General features: G+C 39.9%; 19 protein-coding genes and 1 tRNA gene. 12 read left to right on the top strand and 8 right to left on the bottom strand.

Annotated features, from left to right (window positions below; genetic code table 11):
* Window positions 1–185: 185 nt before the first annotated feature.
* Both FIB07_07920 and FIB07_07915 read right to left on the bottom strand, forming a co-directional pair.
* Window positions 186–1,925 (bottom strand): hypothetical protein, encoded by a 1,740-nt coding sequence (locus tag FIB07_07920; GenBank protein NJD52779.1) that lies wholly within the window; start codon window positions 1,923–1,925, stop codon window positions 186–188.
* A 37-nt stretch (window positions 1,926–1,962) separates the two neighbouring features.
* Window positions 1,963–3,315: a CCA tRNA nucleotidyltransferase gene (locus FIB07_07915; GenBank protein NJD52778.1), complete on the bottom strand. Its 1,353-nt coding sequence runs from the start codon at window positions 3,313–3,315 to the stop codon at window positions 1,963–1,965.
* A gap of 162 nt (window positions 3,316–3,477) precedes the next feature.
* On the opposite strand from FIB07_07915, the gene FIB07_07910 reads away from it, so the two are divergent.
* The 3 genes from FIB07_07910 (at window position 3,478) to FIB07_07900 (ending at window position 5,596) form a co-directional block, all read left to right on the top strand.
* Window positions 3,478–3,560, top strand: a tRNA-Leu gene (locus tag FIB07_07910).
* Window positions 3,561–3,671: 111 nt separating this feature from the next.
* Window positions 3,672–4,814 carry a PGF-pre-PGF domain-containing protein gene (locus FIB07_07905; protein ID NJD52777.1) on the top strand — a complete coding sequence of 381 codons (1,143 nt, stop codon included), beginning with the start codon at window positions 3,672–3,674 and terminating at the stop codon, window positions 4,812–4,814.
* A gap of 245 nt (window positions 4,815–5,059) precedes the next feature.
* Window positions 5,060–5,596, top strand: coding sequence for a metallophosphoesterase (locus FIB07_07900; protein ID NJD52776.1), 537 nt, complete (start codon window positions 5,060–5,062; stop codon window positions 5,594–5,596).
* Here the strand turns inward: FIB07_07900 and FIB07_07895 are convergent.
* Window positions 5,593–6,285 carry an endonuclease V gene (locus tag FIB07_07895; GenBank protein ID NJD52775.1) on the bottom strand — a complete coding sequence of 231 codons (693 nt, stop codon included), beginning with the start codon at window positions 6,283–6,285 and terminating at the stop codon, window positions 5,593–5,595. The two genes, FIB07_07900 and FIB07_07895, sit on opposite strands and share 4 nt — an antisense overlap.
* Before the next feature lie 63 nt (window positions 6,286–6,348).
* Between FIB07_07895 and FIB07_07890 the strand changes: the two genes are divergently transcribed.
* The 3 genes from FIB07_07890 to FIB07_07880 are packed head-to-tail and all read left to right on the top strand — an operon-like array spanning window position 6,349 to window position 10,160.
* Window positions 6,349–6,951: a hypothetical protein gene (locus FIB07_07890; protein NJD52774.1), complete on the top strand. Its 603-nt coding sequence runs from the start codon at window positions 6,349–6,351 to the stop codon at window positions 6,949–6,951.
* 59 nt (window positions 6,952–7,010) lie between these two features.
* Complete coding sequence (locus FIB07_07885; GenBank protein ID NJD52773.1) at window positions 7,011–9,950, top strand: hypothetical protein; 2,940 nt, start codon at window positions 7,011–7,013, stop codon at window positions 9,948–9,950.
* Window positions 9,951–10,160, top strand: coding sequence for a hypothetical protein (locus FIB07_07880; GenBank protein ID NJD52772.1), 210 nt, complete (start codon window positions 9,951–9,953; stop codon window positions 10,158–10,160). It abuts the gene before it with no gap.
* Window positions 10,161–10,369: 209 nt separating this feature from the next.
* Here FIB07_07880 and FIB07_07875 read toward each other — a convergent pair whose 3' ends face one another.
* Complete coding sequence (locus FIB07_07875; protein ID NJD52771.1) at window positions 10,370–10,627, bottom strand: hypothetical protein; 258 nt, start codon at window positions 10,625–10,627, stop codon at window positions 10,370–10,372.
* Window positions 10,628–11,120: 493 nt separating this feature from the next.
* Between FIB07_07875 and FIB07_07870 the strand changes: the two genes are divergently transcribed.
* From FIB07_07870 to FIB07_07855, 4 genes are all read left to right on the top strand, one after another.
* Entirely contained in the window at window positions 11,121–11,492 is a 372-nt protein-coding gene (locus tag FIB07_07870) for a GxxExxY protein (protein ID NJD52770.1), read from the top strand.
* A gap of 255 nt (window positions 11,493–11,747) precedes the next feature.
* A complete protein-coding gene (gene glyS / locus FIB07_07865) occupies window positions 11,748–13,508 on the top strand; it encodes a glycine--tRNA ligase (GenBank protein NJD52769.1) in 1,761 nt (586 codons plus the stop codon).
* 648 nt (window positions 13,509–14,156) lie between these two features.
* Window positions 14,157–14,342, top strand: a complete 186-nt coding sequence (locus FIB07_07860) for a hypothetical protein (protein NJD52768.1) — start codon at window positions 14,157–14,159, stop codon at window positions 14,340–14,342.
* Window positions 14,339–14,533 (top strand): hypothetical protein, encoded by a 195-nt coding sequence (locus FIB07_07855; protein ID NJD52767.1) that lies wholly within the window; start codon window positions 14,339–14,341, stop codon window positions 14,531–14,533. Before FIB07_07860 ends, FIB07_07855 begins: the two co-directional genes overlap by 4 nt.
* Window positions 14,534–14,555: 22 nt before the next feature.
* Here FIB07_07855 and FIB07_07850 read toward each other — a convergent pair whose 3' ends face one another.
* The 3 genes from FIB07_07850 to FIB07_07840 all read right to left on the bottom strand — a co-directional run bounded on the left by FIB07_07850 (window position 14,556) and on the right by FIB07_07840 (window position 16,383).
* Window positions 14,556–14,684, bottom strand: coding sequence for a hydrogenase maturation nickel metallochaperone HypA (locus FIB07_07850; protein NJD52766.1), 129 nt, complete (start codon window positions 14,682–14,684; stop codon window positions 14,556–14,558).
* 163 nt (window positions 14,685–14,847) lie between these two features.
* Window positions 14,848–15,369: a hypothetical protein gene (locus FIB07_07845; protein NJD52765.1), complete on the bottom strand. Its 522-nt coding sequence runs from the start codon at window positions 15,367–15,369 to the stop codon at window positions 14,848–14,850.
* 72 nt (window positions 15,370–15,441) lie between these two features.
* Window positions 15,442–16,383: a hypothetical protein gene (locus FIB07_07840; protein NJD52764.1), complete on the bottom strand. Its 942-nt coding sequence runs from the start codon at window positions 16,381–16,383 to the stop codon at window positions 15,442–15,444.
* Between the two features lie 176 nt (window positions 16,384–16,559).
* On the opposite strand from FIB07_07840, the gene FIB07_07835 reads away from it, so the two are divergent.
* Both FIB07_07835 and FIB07_07830 read left to right on the top strand, forming a co-directional pair.
* Window positions 16,560–16,826: a hypothetical protein gene (locus FIB07_07835; GenBank protein NJD52763.1), complete on the top strand. Its 267-nt coding sequence runs from the start codon at window positions 16,560–16,562 to the stop codon at window positions 16,824–16,826.
* Between the two features lie 2 nt (window positions 16,827–16,828).
* Window positions 16,829–17,248 (top strand): type II toxin-antitoxin system VapC family toxin, encoded by a 420-nt coding sequence (locus tag FIB07_07830; protein ID NJD52762.1) that lies wholly within the window; start codon window positions 16,829–16,831, stop codon window positions 17,246–17,248.
* 36 nt (window positions 17,249–17,284) lie between these two features.
* Here the strand turns inward: FIB07_07830 and FIB07_07825 are convergent, their stop codons facing one another.
* A complete protein-coding gene (locus tag FIB07_07825; GenBank protein ID NJD52761.1) occupies window positions 17,285–18,553 on the bottom strand; it encodes a 3-isopropylmalate dehydratase large subunit in 1,269 nt (422 codons plus the stop codon).
* Between the last annotated feature and the right edge of the window lie 152 nt (window positions 18,554–18,705).

Raw genomic sequence — 18,705 nt, 5'->3', positions numbered from 1 at the left:
GCATGATGAATCTCAGAGAAATTCACAGGAAGATATTGGCACTTATGGGCTCAAATTATGAAAAAATGTATTTGTGTTAGGGGGTATGCGGAATGTGGGTTTTCATCTTCTAAATCAAAAAATAAATATTACCAAATGGTAATACTTAAGAGTTTTGGCGCTGGATGGTTCTGTCATTGATCAAATCAAATTATCCCCATATACATCAAAACCGCAATAGCAAGCAGCGTCACTCCGGTTATAAGCCTCATCAATGACCGTTTGTCTTTCCTGAACTTCTCCACTTTCCCGGGATCAAGACCAAACGCTATCGCGCCGCCAAGAACAAGAACCGGAAGCACAACGCCAAAGTTGTAGGCAGCAAGATACAAATATCCTGCGCCTTCTCCTCTTCTTACCATATCAAGTATCAGGAAATACACTGCGCCAACACATGGCGCTTTTATAAGCGAGAACAGCGCGCCCATGAAGAAAGATGCCGGAAGACTGACATTCTTCGTCACGCTTTCTGTGAGCCGGATAAAGGCTTTCGGTGTGTAGAAAGAGGATTCCGTATTTTTCCTGAGATGATATGCGTCATAAACATGCCATAGTCCCAGAATACCGATGAGAACTACAAGGAAATTCTTAATTCCTGCCTGCAAACCAGGGGCTTCTTCCAATATTCTCAGGAGGCCGATACCGACTATCAGGTATGTTACAAAAATTCCAAGGCTGAACATGAGTACGATTAGAAGGACATTTCGCCTTTTTCCTGTGGTCGCAAGTGTTACTGATGCAATAAAAGCAAGAATGGCAAGGAGGCAAGGGTTAAAACCTGCAAGGAACCCCACTAAAAAAACTGATGGCACAGAAAGGACGAGCGTATCACTTTGCACGATTTCAGGAGCTTGTTGCAAAATGGTGGCTTTATCAATAGCCTCTTTTAAGATACTTTCAAGTTTTGCAGTATCACCGTTGTAATTATCGTATGATATCAGGTTTTTACTATCTTTATTAATAACAATAGAAGGAGTGCCGGGAATGCTGTACTGGATAGCTAAATCCCTTTCTTCCTCTCTGGCATTATATTTTACGAATTTTACCCTGCTGCCATAGGATTTCATTAAAGCTTCAACTACAGGCGTGGCCTGTTCGCACTTCTGGCATCCCGTTATATAGAAGTATTCGACCAGTATCGTTTGGTTAGATAGCGTACCATATGTGGATGTTGTCTGTGCATTATATTCCTTTATTTCATTTACTCGCGTATCATTTAATTGTTCTTTTGCCACTGTATTATTTGACTGCAAAATCCCCGATCCGTTCTTTGAAATATTAGTATTATTTCTTGCAAGAGTGACCTTCTTGTATGTTTCAAATATGTTATCGTTAACAGTCACCGTAGCGTTGATCGCATATTCACCCGGTGAAAGCGCAGAACATTCCTCACATGACGGGGTCGTGAATTCAAGATCAAAGCCATTGATCCCTTTAACAAAAGTGATATCCTGTGTTTTGTTGATCAAAGGCCGGTCAAAATCATTTCTTATTCCTGATACCCCAAGCTTTCCGTTTCCATCTGTTTGGGAATAAAAGTCAATATGGACTCTCAGGGTCTCATTTGAGTAGTAAACATCTTTTTGCGTTGCTACTGCCAGGATAGGGTTTACTGAGTCCGGTTCAATCCGGTCGGACTTATATATCCCGCACACTGTTGCAAGAGTTGCATTTTTCAGGTCTGATGTAAAATTCTGATTCCTTATGACATTTATGCCTGGAAAACCATTATTCTCATATATCAGATCAGTACAGATTTTTTTCCCTTCAAAAGCAGCCGGATCCGATAATAATTGTGACCTTGAAATATCTTTATAATCAGAGGATTGGAGACATCCGGGGATCAAAAAAAATAATATGACAAGAATTACGGGTAAATATTTCATAATTTTTCTTTTTCTCTCTATTTCTCTCTTTATCTCCTTATTTATTGAAAAATCTCCTCAGGAATTTCCTGAATTCCTCATCTTTGATATTTAGTATTTCCAGGTTTTCCATTACATTGAACTTTTCTCTCATGCTAACACCTATATGCTTTCCAAGACTGCATTTGAGTATTTCAGATTCAACAAGTTTTCTCACATTGGAATATTTCCTGGGGATTTCAACCATATATTTCCCGTTACGGATATACACGTTAGAAAACTTATTTGCTGTCTCATATTTCGATTTGAATGCCGCTGCATGCTCTTTTGTCCCGACCATAGGCCCTTGGTGTTTTTTTACACATGGAAGATTTGCAGATTCAAGTTCATATAGGACAACGGCCTTTTCTTTAGCCCAAACTCCGCTATTGTAAACCCGGAAGTCATATCGTTCCAGCATCTCCCGGCATGAATCTTCAAGCTTATAAAGCTGCGGGTACAGAACATCCTCAACTTCATCCGGGGCCTCAAATTCAACCGCTATAAGGCAAGTGCCTCTTGCAGAAATGATATTCTCATAATCCGTATCCCCAAGCGGTTGGGGAATTTTGGGATAGAAATATGATTCATCAAAATTTTCAAGGAAATCGCATGCTTTATCCATGAAAATACACATGTTATCAAGAGACAGCGCCGCAGCAACGTTTCGTCCGGGGTCGGTCGGGTCGATTACAACTATCGGGTCTTTATGAACAATTGTACCATGTTTCTCGATATCAATTACGATCCCGGATTTCCAGTCACATGCGGCTTCAAGTACCTTTTCAAAGGAACCGTAATATATTATAAGGAGTTCTACAAGATAGCCGGAAAAACCGTGGGTCTTTAACTCAGAGCCATATACACCTATTCCTTTCAGGAATTGTTTCAGGATTAGTACATCATCTTCAAGCCCTTTTATCCTGGAACTTACATATTTGTTATGAAATGGCGTTCTGTCCACTGCTGATTTGATCTCCCCTGCGCTTTCCACATCAAAAGCCGGGACAAGGTCAACTTCAAAACCATCAATGACAGCATGAATGTATGGATGCTCAGCATATCGCTCCTCAAAACTTTCGCCTTCTGTCGCAATTTTTCGTGCTATATAAAGCCCTTTTTCTTCAAGGAATTGTCGCCGGGTATCGGGCGGGAACATAATGAAAATATCAAGGTCATGCTCCCCGGATATCCATGTTCCCCGTGCAGAGGATCCCACAAGAATACCATTTATATCTATGTTCTCGGCTTTGCCAATGGAATTAATGCGCCCGATTATCCTGTGCGCGAGGCTTTTTAACCTGTTCCTCTCCTCGTCAGAGGGTCTTATTGATGAAATTATCGAAGCTTTAATTATGTTTAGGTCTGTCATTTTTAGTAAATTATAGGTATAACATTTAAGTGCTTATTAAAAATTCATTATATTATTCTTTTTTGTCATAAGATGACTTTGGCATACATGTATTTTACCCAATGTTTCTCATGATCAACGACATCCTTAAGTCAGATAAGGATAATTCTGCATGCCCTAATCGCGGGGGTAACCAAGCGGCCAAAGGTGATAGACTCAAGATCTATTCTCGCAGGAGTTCAAGGGTTCAAATCCCTTCCCCCGCATACTTTTCCCTCACATTTTCTTTAAAAATCGTTGTAATGATTATTATTATTATTTATTAAATGCATTATATACATAGTTACATATATATGTGTGGCTGAGAATTAAAAATTATGGCCTGGATAAAATTAGGAAAAAGAACAAAGTCTCTATCGAGAAATAATCATACCCCTTCAAGAATGGTTGCATTATTGCTGCTTTGTGTTTCTTCGTTGAGCATAATTGCACTTGCAAATTCGGACATTGCTCCGCCTCTGACTACCGTGACTATTTTTTCAAGGGCCGGTGTAATCATATCTCCAGATGAGAACGGTTGGTTCAATCAGAAAATTACTCTTGATATCTCCTCTAATGATACTGAGTCCGGCGTCAAGGAGATAATCGTTACAGGTGATGTATCCAGAACATTTACAGTTACGGGTGGTGCTACAACCATATACGCCACAGTCCTTCCAAAGCCGGATTTATCAGATGGGATATGGGTAATTAATTTCTCTGCAATAGATAATGCAGGTAATAAAGAGCAAGAGAAATCAAAAATTATCAAAATCAACTCATCTGCCACAATAGACACATCCATACCCTGCACAAGCTGTAATGGCGGAGGTGGTGTCTCCTCAGGTGGTGGCGGTGGAGGAGGGGTTTCGATGGAAGACTTCTCTAACATACTGTTCACTGAAAAAGTAGATTTCAATCTCATTAAGGACAAGCCAGTTAATCAAATATTCAAATCTAACAATCTGGTTTATGAACTTGATGTTATCGATGCGAACAATGAAGACTTTGTGACATTTAAGGTTGAATTGCTAAAAGGCATTACAAAGACCGCCAATAAGACACCAGAAGGAACAGTGTACAAGTATTTCAACATCTATTCAGGTTCAAAGAGACTCAAAGAAGCCTCAATCCGACTCAAGGTAAATAACAGCTGGATGGCAGATAATTATGATATAAAACTTCTGAGACTCGTGGACGGTGAATGGACTCCCCTGGAAACCACACGGATCAACAAGGATGACACATATACATACTTTGAAGCAAAGACCACAGGGCTCTTATCTTTTGTTATTGTTGGCAAAACCATACAACCTTCTGTCCTGGCATATAAAATGGATGCAGTTACACCCACAGAAATACCTCAAAAGGTCGCTGCAATACAGGCCCAGTCCCTGGAAAAGAAATCCCCTGGATTTGGGGGATTTTTCACTGCAATTGGTTTCTTAGCCCTGTATGTCTTTTTCATAAAGGGAAAATAATCCTTTCATTAATGGAGGAAACTTTAAAAAATAATTTACCTGCTCAGGGATATGTATATATATTGGTTGTACCAATTTATTTATTGGGATAAGGGAGTTAAAAATAATTTTCAATATTATAAGCCACGTTTTTTAACCCCCTTCCTCTTTTTTGTTCACTTTTTTGTTAAATAATCTAAACATTTGGCGCAAAGATAATATATAATAGATAGAAGAAAGGAGAAAATGCAAAGAGGGAGTAACAAATGAACCTGATCATCCTTTCGGACACACACATAAAACAGGAGCAATCTCTCCTTTCGCGCCTCTCTGAAGAACTCATTTCAATAATCAAAAGCTGCGACCTTATCATCCACGCAGGGGATTTTGAAACACTTGCTTGCTATAACGAGCTTGAATCTATGGGAAAACTCATTGCGGTTCATGGTGATACCGACTGTCCCGAACTTATGGAGTTCCTCCCTGAGCGTAAGATGATCAAGGTCGAGGGAATAAATATCGGAGTCATCCACAAAGGGCAGCTAACATCAGAAAATACAGACGGCCTTCGCTATCTTGCAAAAGAAATGGGTGTGGATGCATTGATCTTCGGGCATTTCCATCATCCGATTGCTCATAAAAGCGAGGTTCTATTGCTTTCACCGGGAAGTGCAACAGTGCCAGGAATAGCAGAGCCAAGCGCTATCGAGCTTGAAATAATAAATAAATCAGTAACAGGAAAAATCATCCGCTGTAAAGACAATTCGTGCACTTATTTTGAATTCCAAAAGTCTCCTCATTAAAAGATAATGCCTGGTGGGGTCGGTATGTTCTTTTTGAATTCAGTCACATAATTGTGAGCAAGCCTGATAGGTTCGGGAAGCTTGTAGCTGCGCATGCAGGACTTCACGATAGAAAGAGAACTTTCAAGTGAAACCCGATGTCCTGGCGCTACTATAATTGGCCTGCTCCTCTTTTCGGACTTAAAGAGCCACCCGATATCGCGCCCCTTATAGATAAGAGGGGTCGCTTCACCGACCCATGAGGGTTCTTTCCCCGAACCGCATAAGATTTTCTTGGTAATCCCGATTGTTGGCACATCCAGCGCCACGCCGATATGCGTGGCAATTCCGGCGCTGCGGGGATGGTTTATACCCGCGCCGTCAACCATCAGGATATCCGGTTTTGTTTTAAGCTTCCCAAAAGCACTTACGATGGCAGGTCCTTCACGAAAACTCAGGAAAGTGGGAATGTATGGATAAGTCACAGCCTGAATCGAAAATACGCGTTCGATCAATTCAAGGGAAACATAGTCAAGAACCACTATGCATGAAATTATTCTCTCATCTATGAATGCCTGGTCGGCGCCACCAATGAGCCGCAGATCGCCAAAATCGTCTTTTATAATTACCTTCCCTGAAACCAGCTTCTGGACTGCGAGCAGGGATTCCCTGGATGTGTCAGCAGGAAAGAAATCCGGTATAACTGGCATAATACTATTAATGTTTGGGATTTCAATAATTATAATCTTCCGTAAAACTTCTGATGATAATATATGAACCGAATTAAAACCTTGTGTTCCAGCTTCCCATTATACAGCGAAGAATTGGGGATAGATATAACAAAGCCGTCGGGCAGGTTCAAATGGTTCCTCGCCTCCGTCCTTTTCGGCGCAAGGATAAGCGAAAAGATAGCAATGAAGACTTACAGGACATTTAAGAAATATGGTATCCTTAGCCCTGAGAAAATCCTTGATGCGGGCTGGGATGAACTTGTGAGGATACTGGATGAAGGCGGGTATGTGAGGTATGATTTTTCAACCGCGACGAAACTGCTGAACATAATGAAGGAACTCAAGGAAAAATACGGCTCGCTGGAAGAGCTACATGCACAATCGGGTAACACCGAAGAGCTAAAGGGCAAGTTAATGGAGTTTAAAGGGATTGGCGAGGTTACGTCCCAGATTTTCTTGAGGGAGTTAAGGGGTGTGTGGAAAATAGATGTGCCAGTGTCCATTAGAGCCGCTGAAATGGCAAAAATGATGAACATTGATCTTGGGGAATTTGAGGGCGAGGAATTGACAAAAGTTGAGGATGCGCTTATGAAATTGTATTTGAGGTATGGGAAAAAGGGAAAGCACTGGCAAACATGGACTTGACAGAACTTTGCATACATTACTTATATTAACCGATGGAATCATATATCAGCGGTTAGCCCATGGGTAAGCTCAATAGACTCAGAGAAGCAGTTATTAAAGGAGATAAAAGAAGTTTTATTGACAGTATTCATGATTTTTCAGAAGAAGATATAGTTGACCTTACAGAACAGCAATGTGAGGATATCTCGAAGTGGTGCTCTAAAATAAAACTCAATGGAGTTGAGGAATTTTTTGATTTTTTACTTGATGAAGTAGAGCAGGCAATTGAAAAATCAATAACAGAGCAGGCAAAAGAAAATAGTCTTATTGGGAGATTTTATTCTTCAATATTCATGGCATTGCGTCCAAAACACGATATAATTTTTGCAAAAGTTAGTATGAATCTTGGCATTATTCATATTAACCTTGCTGAATTAGGAATTGATGCAAAAAAGAATCTTGAGGAATCTATAAGATTACAACAAGAATCACAGAAAATGTTTCCCAAAAAAAGCTTGGATTATGCGATCTCTGTTATGAATCAGGGAGTTGCTCATCTGAGGCTTGGAGAACTTGGAATTGATGCAAAAAAGAATTTTGAGGAATGTATAAAATTACAACAAGAGTCTAAAAAGATATTTCCAAAAATTAGCTCCAATTATGGACGAGCTGTCATGAATCAAGGAACTGGTCATCAAGATCTCGGTGAATTTGGAATTGAACCAATAAGGAATTTTAAAGAATCTATAAAAAAATATCATGAAGCGAGAAATATATTTCAAAAAAATACATTCGAGTATGGAAATTCTATTATTAATTTAGGTTATGCTCATCTAAGGCTTGGAGAACATGGAATTGATACAAAAAAGAATCTTGAGGAATCTATAAAGTTACAGCAAGAAGCAAGAGAAATATTTCAAAAAAACACAATTGATTATGCAACCGCCACAATGAATCAGGGATATGCACATGAAATTCTTGCTGAAAAAGGAGTCCAGCCAATAAAAAATCTTAAAAAATCTATAAAATTACAGAAAGAAGCAAGAGAGATATTTTCGGAAAAAACAATGGATTATGCAACCTCCACCATGAATCAAGCAAATTCTTACGGATGTCTTGCAGAAATAGGAATTGATCCAGAAAAAAATCTTAAAGAATCTATAAAATTACAGGAAGAAGCTATCCAGATATTTCCAAAAAAAAGTTCAAAATATGCAGCTTCGATTACAAATCTAGGGATTGCATACCAAAGGATTGCAGAAATAGGAATTGATCCAGAAAAAAATTTTAAAGAATCTATAGAATTATTTCAAGAAGCTAGGAAGACATTTCCAGAAAACAGCAATTATTATGGACGTGCTATCGAAAATCTGGCAAATTCTTTTTTTTATCTTGCAGGATTAGGAATTGACATAGAAAAAAATCTTAATTATTCTATAAAATTGCAGGAAGAAGTAAGAAAGATATTTCCAGAAAACAGCATAGATTATGGACGCACTACTATAAATCAGGGAAATTCTCATTCATATCTTGCAGAAATAGGAATTAATCCTGAAATGAACTTTAATGCAGCTAAAAAATTATACGAAACAAGTATTAATATTTTTTTAGACCGTAAAGATGGATGGAAATATCCTCTTGCCGTCTTAAATTGCTATAAATTGTATAGGCATATTTTCTTGAAGAGTGGTGACAAAAGTTCTCTTTTAAAAGCCGGGACATATTTGAAAGATGCTAAAAAAGATATAGATGCATGGGATTTTTTAGGAAAAAATGTTATTTTAGGTGAATTTTGTGCAGTCGAAGCCGACTTATATGAACTTGAGAAGAATTATTTCGATGCTGGAGTGAAATACCGTGATGCATATCAGTTAACTGAATACGAGTATTACAAGTTTATGTGTGAATTTTGCAGTGCTAAATTTTCCAAAGAGAAAAATTCTTTCTGCAAACTTGTAACTAAATGGGAGAAAGTCTATAAAGAAGGAATTTTCTTAGATTTCTATGATTATGCTATTTTTGAATGTAATTTAGAAGTGGCTGTTGAGAATGTGGCTTTAAGATTTATTGAAATAAACACAGCAAAAAGCAAACTTGATGAAATTTATGCGAGGACTTATATTCATCATATTAAAACAAGAGTTGGAGCATGTATAGATATTTTAAATGCCTACTTAAATTACTTTCCTGAAAAAGAAACAAATAGAAATGAAGGAAAAGCGATAGAATGTATAACTAATGCATGCATGGCTTTCAAAAGTCAGGGAAATGAGCCAGAAATAGATCTGTGCAATATGTTTTCTAAGGCAATTAAAAATAAAGATAGTCAAGACGTTTGGATCGATTTGATAAAAAATCATTTGTCGAATAATTTAAGCAAGCTTATAGGGGAAGCGGCGATTAATGAGCTGACAAAATCGCAAACTAGAGAAATAAAAGCCGAATTAGAAGAGATTAAAGCTGGAGTGAAAGAAATAAAGGAAAGCTTAGATGAGATTAAATCTGAGATAATAACAAGATTTGAAAAAGTCGATAAAGATATCGGTGGCATAGCCCAAGGCGATGAAGCTCTAAGAAATCTTCTGATAGACTATGCAAACAAAACCAAAGGAATTCTCCTTAATCTATTGGATGAATCAAAAAAATGCGATTCTGAAGCACAAAAATTCGTGAGAGAATTCACCAGGGAGATCACCAAAAAGCTAGAAGAAAGAGATGACAGATGGTTTGAACAAATAAAAGATGAATTAATTAAAAAAGAAACGGAAATCGAAGAAAAAATGCCAACTGTGCCATCAGAAATAAAAAGCAGATGGCGTCAATTGATAGACAAACTTAAAAAAGAGACAAAGGAAATTATAAGGGAAATTCCCAAAGAAGCTGTGGTGATAGTAGGCACAGAAAAAATCCTTGAATATGGCGCCCCATTTTTATCTGCTGCAATAATTTCACCTGCTGCACTCCCTGCACTCATTGCAATTTTATACACCATACGCATAGCTGTTCCAAAGGATGAATAGATGAAGCTAATTGTCTTTTCAGATACTCAGACCCGGGGAGTAAAAGAGGAATTTATTATCGAATATCATAAGAAGGGCTATTCAATCTCCAGGATAACAGAAAATGTTGACGTGCCGATAGGAAAAGTAATGGATGTGCTTTCAAGGCTTAATGAAGAGAGTGATGTTGATAAAACTCTTGACAAGATTGAAACCAGTTCATTGGACTGATGGCAAAGAAAATCAACCACAGAGTGCACAGAGGACACAGAGACGGAACTCTGTGCACTGTCGAGTAGAGCCCGTAGCCCACCTTCTTATGGGGTAATAGCCCCAAGGTTACTATGAGCCCCCTCACAGAACCGGACTTGAAGATTTCCCTCATCCGGCTCTTCAGAAGCACATCCTCTATATGTGAGTCTTAGACACCAGTTTTGTTGTCATCTACGTTCCACCTCTGAGTGTGGTAGATATGACCCTGATATCAATCGTTCTTCTGTCAGTCCCTTTCCTCCACAGGCATTACCCTGCTTCAACAGTACTACGAACTGATCCGACTTCCAGTATGCCTTTTGCAGTATCTTACCGTTTATAGGCTTGATATCGCATATTCCTTGTGGGAAAGCATACTGGGTCTCCCGAGTTCCCTTAGTCTCCGTTTGATACCATGCTGCGGTCTTAGACCCCGTTGGACTCACAGCACCTTGCCGTGTCGCATAACTCTCTGCTATATCCCAAGACTGGAGATGCTTAATTTCGGTGTTGTGATTGCTGCCTTCCGTTACACAGAAAACGTCGGTTTCCAAATTCAACAGAATTTCGGAGCTTATAACCTTCACTTCCTTTCTTTTTTTTTTAAATTGCGGCCTGGTATCCCTTCCCCCCAGCTTCACATCAGTCTGTTGCCAGACAGGGTGTGGGGTTCAGTTCTGAGGTGGCGGCTTACCCTTTCCTCATGCTGGATTTTCACCAACTGGCGACTATGAGCTTTGCTCGGCGCGCCTGTGTTCTCTGTGGTTTAAATACCAATCTCAGATATTATGCGGAGATTATAATATTCATCGACCCACTGAAGAGTAGCGATTTATAATAGTCCTCTTCCTCCACTGTGCTCTCTTTATTTTTTAAACCAAACGATAGAAATGTATGAAATAGTTTAAAACCACAGAGAACACGGAGAGCACAGAGAATATGGAATTGAATGAAATATCTGAAAAGATTATTGGGGCGGCAATACAGGTACACACAACCCTGGGACCTGGATTGCTGGAAAGTACTTATGAAGCTTGCTTGAAATATGAATTGAATAAGCGAGGTTTAAAAGTCCTATCTCAGGTTGGACTTCCTGTCGTATATGATGGGATGAATATCGATTTAGGATACAGGCTGGATCTTCTCGTAGAAGATACCGTAATCGTAGAACTCAAAGCAGTGACTACGATAACACCCCTTCATGAGGCGCAATTACTCTCTTACCTTAAGTTAAGCGGGAAACGCCTTGGCCTGTTAATAAATTTCAATGTGACACTTCTTAAGGATGGAATTACACGCAGGATCAATTAAAAACTCTATGTCCCCTGTGCCTTCTATTGTTGATATTCATCCAAATTATAGAACGCCCATGAAATAGTATAAACCACAGAGGACACAGAGAGCATAGCGTTTCGTCTCTGTGTCCTCTGTGCACTCTGTGGTTTTTTCCAAAAATAGGACGATAATATAATGTATAGAACTTATCCAAAATTCAGTAGTTTCTTGGCTTTATAGCTAAAACAATCCGAGAAAGTATAATAAATCTGGAACATGTATTAAGCCCTCATGGCTGACAAATACGAACAGGTGCTTGAATTGGCAAAGCGCCGCGGATTCTTATGGAACTCATTTGAGCTGTACGGCGGTACGGCAGGTTTTTTCGATTACGGACCACTTGGCGCGATGCTAAAGCGCCGCGTTGAGAATATCTGGCGAGACATATTTGTGATAAACGAGGGTTATTACGAGATCGAAGCGCCCACGATCGGTATCGAAGATATCTTTATCGCGTCCGGGCATGTGGGCGGATTCTCTGATCCCCTTACTGAATGCCAGAAGTGCCATGAAGACTTCAGGGCAGATCATCTCGTCAGGGATATAATCGAAAATCCGGATACCCTGAGTTCAGAAGAACTCACGGATGTTATTGGTAAAAATAATGTCAAATGCCCCGAATGCGGCGGAAAGCTCGGTAACGTGTATGAGTTCAATCTCATGTTCAAAACGGCAATCGGGCCAGGCGGAAAGCGAATGGGTTACCTTCGCCCCGAGACAGCACAGGGAATGTTCGTGGATTTCCCGCGCCTTGTCAAATTCTACCGCGACCACCTGCCCTTTGGCGCAACCCAGATTGGCAAAGCTTACAGAAATGAGATATCACCGCGCCAGGGCGTTATACGCCTCCGTGAATTTACGCAGGCCGAAGCAGAGATATTCATCGATCCGAGGGACAAGACACACCCCAGGTTCAAAGAGGTCGCTGATATTGTCATGAACCTGTATTCTCAGGATGGCCAGGCAAGGGGTGAAACCACAAAAATGTCACTTGGCGAAGCTGTAAAGAACGGGATCATCGCCCATGAATTCCTCGCATATTGTCTTGCCATGACCTATCAGTTCCTGGTTCGCGTTGGTGTCTCCCCTGAAAAATTGCGGTTCAGGCAGCACATGAAAGACGAGATGGCTCACTACGCTGCTGATTGCTGGGATGCCGAGATCCTGAGTGACAGGTTCGGGTGGGTGGAAGTTGTGGGTATTGCTGACAGGACTGATTTTGACCTGAAAGCCCATGCAAAACAGAGCGAGAAGGAATTAAGCGTATATGTTTCATACGATACTCCCAAAAAAGTTGAGAAATTCGTTGTAAAACCAGATATGGGAGTTCTTGGTCCTAGTTTTAAGGGAAAAGCAGGAAAGGTCGCAAATGCCCTGAAAGCGCTGAAGCCGGAAGAACTGGTGGGTGAGGTCATAGAAGTGACAGTTGATGGCGAAAAAATCAAGATCGATAAAAAATCCGTGAAATTCGAGACAGTAACAGAGGAAATCCATGGAGAGAATATAATACCGCATGTCATAGAACCATCATTTGGTATCGACAGGATCACTTATTCTCTGCTTGAACATTCATATTTTGAAGAAGAGACAAAAGAAAAAGTTGATGACGAAGAGGAAGAAAATGAGGGTAAACGAATCGTATTGCGCCTGCCCCCTGAAGTAGCGCCTGTGCAGGCAGCAGTTTTTCCCCTTCTTTCTCGCGATGAATTGAGAAAGCCCGGGAATGAGATTGCAGGTAAACTCAGGAAAGCTGGAATACTCGTGGCTTTTGATGATTCCGGAACTATAGGAAGGCGGTATCGCAGAAATGATGAGATCGGGACACCGTATTCTATAACTGTAGATTATGAGACGCTTGAGGACGGGACGGTAACGATCAGGGACAGGGATACGATGAAACAGGTGCGGGCAAAGGTAAGTGACATTGCCGAAAATATTTATGATATGATTTACTGCGGTAAATCATTAGAAGATGCAGGAAAATCAATTTGAAAATCTTCCATTAATATTTTCTGTTATCACGTTGCCATCTTTGGCCTCTCTATCTTTCTAACATCGATCTCTATGAAATCCCCTTCATGCAAATCTTCAACTTCAATTATTTCTTTTGGCAGAATAATCCGTCTTCTTGATATATCCGCAAACTTAACGGTCGCCTTTGTCATAATACCCTATTTTACCCACAAGTATATACTTATATGTATTGTTTTAATTGTTGGTGGGCAATTTACCCACAAACTATAAATACAATATATACATAGAAGAGTCTTTAGGGAATGAGCAAAAGTTGCCCATGCGGTGTTACAGGTACTCAATAAATTTAGTTTTGCTGAGTATTACGTTTGAACTTAGCCGCAGCTCTCTCCTTAGTGAAATTACTTTTTTACGCTTATTTCAGCGGTCCAGATAGCGACTTCATGTCTCAGGATATTCAGGAATACGCCGATTGGTTCGCAAGAACCTTAAGAATCTTTCCATGGTTTCAGTTTATTTCGGTTGTTGAATGAACAATATATTTTTTCATTTGAACCCCATCTAAATGATAGGTGGGAGTGACAATATAGATTACCCAGTAAATCTAAAAAGTTATAATAATAGCACCCAAGGGAGCGGCTCATTCCTGTCCATGAGGAATGAACAATGTGTAAGATACATACAAACAAAAATAAAAGAATCGAAAGGAGAGGAAGCGAATTTCATACAACAGTACAGGATGTGCCAACATACAATCCATTCGGCCAGGAAGTTAGGGAAACCTGGGAACAGAGTGCAAATCAATGCAGAAATTTCGAGGCAGACCTTGCAGCGGGAGGAGTGGTTCCATGAACTATTTCTCAAAAATCGTCATGATAAAATATGTGTGCGGGCATAAAAAGCTCGGAATTGACACGTATCAACCCTTTGTAACAAAAAATAGTGTAAAATGTCCGAAATGCAGCGAAGAAGGGGAGAAAAAAGGGAGAGAAAGAACAATTTTGTTTCAACGTATTCCAAATACGATATTTGTATCATCTTAACCCAATTTATATGGAATGTAAATCATATTCTCCCCGTATCCTCGCTCCCGCACTGGGGGCAGGGTATGGGGATAAAGTTAGGGTCAGCCTCAAAATCAAAGCTGCAAACATTGCATCTGAAAAATACCGCTTCCTGGTTTATGTCTTCCATATTATTATCCTAATATACAATATGTTTTAATAAATTGTCTATTGAAACAACTTAAAATAAGGCTTATAGACTATTATATCTTTTGGTTATGAAAACAGGCCAGTCCTTAAAACTGCTTTGTTTTAGTTCATTAATCGTTGCTATTTTTGCCAAAAATCCTTATCTAGCTTTTCTTAACCGGGACATGATCTTCAGGTTTACCTCGATTCCATATAAACGATATTAATATAAAGACCAGCAGAATTATCGAGACCGCAAAATTTTCACTTGAGACCATAGGTTCGTTCCTCCCATTATTCATAATATTCTTGCTTATTCCGTATTCTATTACAGGCTTGAAACCGTGATGGAACCAGATTTCAGTCCTGGCAAAGAACACATTATCATAAAATGGATATAATAAATATACTCCGCCATCGAACATATCAAGTATAAGAGCAGAGGCAAGATAGAAAAATATTATTCCAGGAGTTTCTTTATCTTTTATAAAGATAAAAGCAAGAAGAGGAATTATCAGGATAAATATATTGTGAAATGATGCTCGATGAAAAAGAAAAATATCAATGTCCAGAAAAATGCCGAAAAAACTAAAAATAGTTATCTTTCTTAAATCAAGTTTTAATTTATCAGAGAATATAAATAAAATTACGAATGGAATAAAGATATGGTTAAATAGAGAGGACATGGATTATTACTTATATTCTAATGTAACTTAAATGCCTCTACAAGAGATATATATCTGCTATAAGCTCGCTTCTTATATTTTTTTCTCTATACTTAAAATAAATTTTTTCCCTTCCACAAAAAGCTCGGGTTCCTTGATAATCCCGTCTAAATGAATTCCTGCGATCACATCTCCACCGAATGCGCTGTTATCACCGAGTGCAATATGCACCGTGCCTGCGACTTTTTCATCTTCAAGAACGTTCCCGATAAGTTTCGCTTCAGGATTGATTCCGATACCGAATTCTGCAATATTTCGAGCCTTTTTTCCAACTTTATCAAGTATTGATTTCAACTTCAGCGCATACTTACCCCTGATACCGGTCACATATCTGTTTTCAACCGTAAATTCAAGAGGAGAATCAAGGAGGCCAAAACTGCTCATGGAACCATCAACCACGAAAACCCCATTGGCATCTTTCGGGGCTATATAAAGCTCTCCTGCCGGAAGATTGCTGCTGCATCCGGGTTCAACACACATTCCTGTATCCATATACCATTTGCATCCTTCAAGGTCAAATAATATGTCTGTGCCTGAATATGTAACAACACGTATTTTCTTTACATTCTCAAGCTTTTTATTCAATTCAATAGCAATTTCATTGATCTTATTATAATCAGCGGTCATTCCGCCCTGTGCCATCATTTTCTCGGTAATGCCAGGCATGGAAGCAACTCTTGCTCCTGCTTTGCAGGCATTTATCCTTGCCTGGGTGTGGGTCAGGGAAAAAGTCGTGGGAGCGATAACTACATCAGAATTTTTCATTGCTTCGGCCACAGGCAGGGGTATTTCTTCACCATGCCGGGTGCGCGGAAGCATTGTAATCAGGATAACCTCGCATCCCAGGTTTTTTGCTGCTTCGAACAGGCTTTTACCTATCGTGGCCGGTGTGGAAGTATCAACCACGATGAGCACTTTTTCCCCGCTTTTCACGCCGTAGCATTCCATTACTTTGTTTGCGCCTTGACTTATCATTTCATACCTTATTTATTGTTCATTGCTTATAAATCTGATTTATGTAAATCGTTCTGTAAACTAATCGGGAGACTCAAGACTTTTATTAAAGAAGGACAGGTTATAAGCTGAAATAGGATTCTTCATAGAATCAAAGTAGAAAAGTATATTTTGTATAAAATGAATAATAGTAAACTATGACTACAACGATCAAAGTCTCGAATGAAACAAAGCAACTCCTTGATATGCTCCAGGCTAAGATGACCCTGATATCTCGCAAGAAAAAAACTCTTACCGAGCTAATAGATACAATAACCCGGATTGCATTGCGTCATGAGAATGAACTTATGGAAACAGAAAATTTACCTCCGCTTGAAAAAGACCCGGCAATGAAGCCATCTCTCGATTGGAGAGTTAAAACCGATGCCAGCAAAGTGGACGAGTACATCTATACAGAGGATTGAAAATGTCTGTGTTCGCTGACACAGGGGCATTTTTGGCATACAGGAATAAAAAGGATAAGTACCATGAGACTGCATTCAAACTATTCAGGAATGCGCTGAAAGGGAAATACGGACAAATATACACCTCAGATTATATATATGATGAGGCTCTCACACTTGCTCTTGTCAGAACAAACAATATTGACATAGCGATGGATATAGCGCAAGTGATCCAGTCACCGAGGATAAAAATGATTTTTGTTGATGCAGGGCTTTTAGAAAGGTCCACAAAAACATTCAAACAGTATTCTAACAGGAGTTTGAGTTTTACTGATGCCGTATCTATTGAAATCATGAACGAATTCGATATAGAGAAATATCTTGGTTTTGATGCACATTTTAATGGAATCGTGGGACAGGTTCTACAGGATAATAACGATTGATTCGGTTGGCATTATGAGATGAATTTTTGGTATCCTTCAAACCTTTCTCGGATCCTTTATCTCCCCATAGAGCGCGCTTGCAGCCGCAGTCGCAGGAGATGAAAGATAAACAAAAGCATCAGGGCTTCCCTGCCTGCCCTTGAAATTCCTGTTCGATGTTGAAAGCCCTACTTCACCTTTGCCAAGAAGCCCGAATGAGCCGCCCATGCATGGTCCGCAACATGGCGATTCAACGATAGCGCCCGATTCCATGAACTGCTCCACGTACCCGGCACGAAGGGTTTTCATATATTCAGTATGCGAGGCCGGGATTATCAAAAGGCGAACACCTTTTGCAACTTTTTCGCCATTCATCATCTTAGCAACGATCTCAATATCCTCAAAGCGCCCGTTGGTGCATGAGCCCACAAACACCTGGTCGATCTTTGTCCCTTCCACTTCTTCAACCGATTTCACGTTATCAACGTTATGCGGACATGCAACCTGCGGCGAGAGGTCGCTAACATCATATTGTTTGATTTCGGCAAATGATGCATCATCATCGCTCTTCCACTTCGGGTCAAGCTTAAAACCAGGTATCCTTTCCGTCAGGTATTTTTCTGTGGTCTTATCCGCTTCTACTATCCCTGCTTTTCCACCCATTTCTATAGCCATGTTGGACATGGTCATCCTGCCCGGAATATCCATATTCCTGACAGTTGAGCCGCAGAATTCGCTGGTCATATACCGCGCGCCTTCGACCCCGACATCACCGATAAGATGCAAAATGACATCTTTCGGGTAAACGCATTCTGGCAGCTTTCCTTCAACCTCAAATCTAAACGTCTGAGGCACACGGAACCATAGCTTTCCTGTTGCAAAAACAAATGCCATATCAGTGCTTCCGATACCGGTGGAAAAAGCGCCAAGTGCGCCATAAGCGCATGTGTGCGAGTCAGAACCCACAATGAGGTCGCCCGGTCTTACATGACCTTTCTCAGGCATTACCTGGTGGCATACACCCTCAAAAACATCATAATTCAGGATATCCTGCTCTTTTGCGAACTGGCGAAGGAAAATATGGTTCGCTGCGGCATTCAGTGAATCAGCAGGTACCTGGTGGTCAAAAAGAATAACAATTTTACCCGGATCCCAGACTTTCTGGTTTTTCTTGCCTTTAACGATTTCCCTGAACCCCTCAACAGCAAGCGGACCCGTAATATCATGTGTCATGGCGCAATCAATATTGGCAAGGACAAAATCTCCCGCTTTTACTTTTTTGTTAGTTGCTTTACTGAATATCTTTTCTGAGATAGTTTGTGCCATGAACTCTTCTTGATAGCGTGAAATTACTTAATCTTTTGGTGATTCATGATTCATAAAAATATGAATCATAGACCAAAAGGATTTTTTCAAAGCCAAAAGATGCAAGGTCTGAGGCGTTTATAAAGGGAGAGAGATGATTTATTGAATAGATT

It is taken from the genome of Candidatus Methanoperedens sp., from assembly GCA_012026795.1.
Lineage (GTDB): Archaea > Halobacteriota > Methanosarcinia > Methanosarcinales > Methanoperedenaceae > Methanoperedens.
The sequence above is the reverse complement of the archived record's forward strand: the minus strand, read 5'-3'. Positions and strand labels throughout refer to the sequence as shown.

What these genes read in the sequence shown, in the direction of transcription:
- FIB07_07870 (NJD52770.1), top strand. Translation starts at nt 11,121, where the DNA reads ATGGAATTGAATGAAATATCTGAAAAGATTATTGGGGCGGCAATACAG.
- FIB07_07880 (NJD52772.1), top strand. Translation starts at nt 9,951, where the DNA reads ATGAAGCTAATTGTCTTTTCAGATACTCAGACCCGGGGAGTAAAAGAG.
- FIB07_07845 (NJD52765.1), bottom strand. Translation starts at nt 15,369, where the DNA reads ATGTCCTCTCTATTTAACCATATCTTTATTCCATTCGTAATTTTATTT.
- FIB07_07830 (NJD52762.1), top strand. Translation starts at nt 16,829, where the DNA reads ATGTCTGTGTTCGCTGACACAGGGGCATTTTTGGCATACAGGAATAAA.
- FIB07_07825 (NJD52761.1), bottom strand. Translation starts at nt 18,553, where the DNA reads ATGGCACAAACTATCTCAGAAAAGATATTCAGTAAAGCAACTAACAAA.
- FIB07_07855 (NJD52767.1), top strand. Translation starts at nt 14,339, where the DNA reads ATGAACTATTTCTCAAAAATCGTCATGATAAAATATGTGTGCGGGCAT.
- FIB07_07920 (NJD52779.1), bottom strand. Translation starts at nt 1,925, where the DNA reads ATGAAATATTTACCCGTAATTCTTGTCATATTATTTTTTTTGATCCCC.
- FIB07_07835 (NJD52763.1), top strand. Translation starts at nt 16,560, where the DNA reads ATGACTACAACGATCAAAGTCTCGAATGAAACAAAGCAACTCCTTGAT.
- FIB07_07905 (NJD52777.1), top strand. Translation starts at nt 3,672, where the DNA reads ATGGCCTGGATAAAATTAGGAAAAAGAACAAAGTCTCTATCGAGAAAT.
- FIB07_07915 (NJD52778.1), bottom strand. Translation starts at nt 3,315, where the DNA reads ATGACAGACCTAAACATAATTAAAGCTTCGATAATTTCATCAATAAGA.
- FIB07_07885 (NJD52773.1), top strand. Translation starts at nt 7,011, where the DNA reads ATGGGTAAGCTCAATAGACTCAGAGAAGCAGTTATTAAAGGAGATAAA.
- FIB07_07890 (NJD52774.1), top strand. Translation starts at nt 6,349, where the DNA reads ATGAACCGAATTAAAACCTTGTGTTCCAGCTTCCCATTATACAGCGAA.
- glyS (NJD52769.1), top strand. Translation starts at nt 11,748, where the DNA reads ATGGCTGACAAATACGAACAGGTGCTTGAATTGGCAAAGCGCCGCGGA.
- FIB07_07860 (NJD52768.1), top strand. Translation starts at nt 14,157, where the DNA reads ATGTGTAAGATACATACAAACAAAAATAAAAGAATCGAAAGGAGAGGA.
- FIB07_07840 (NJD52764.1), bottom strand. Translation starts at nt 16,383, where the DNA reads ATGATAAGTCAAGGCGCAAACAAAGTAATGGAATGCTACGGCGTGAAA.
- FIB07_07895 (NJD52775.1), bottom strand. Translation starts at nt 6,285, where the DNA reads ATGCCAGTTATACCGGATTTCTTTCCTGCTGACACATCCAGGGAATCC.
- FIB07_07900 (NJD52776.1), top strand. Translation starts at nt 5,060, where the DNA reads ATGAACCTGATCATCCTTTCGGACACACACATAAAACAGGAGCAATCT.
- FIB07_07850 (NJD52766.1), bottom strand. Translation starts at nt 14,684, where the DNA reads ATGGAAGACATAAACCAGGAAGCGGTATTTTTCAGATGCAATGTTTGC.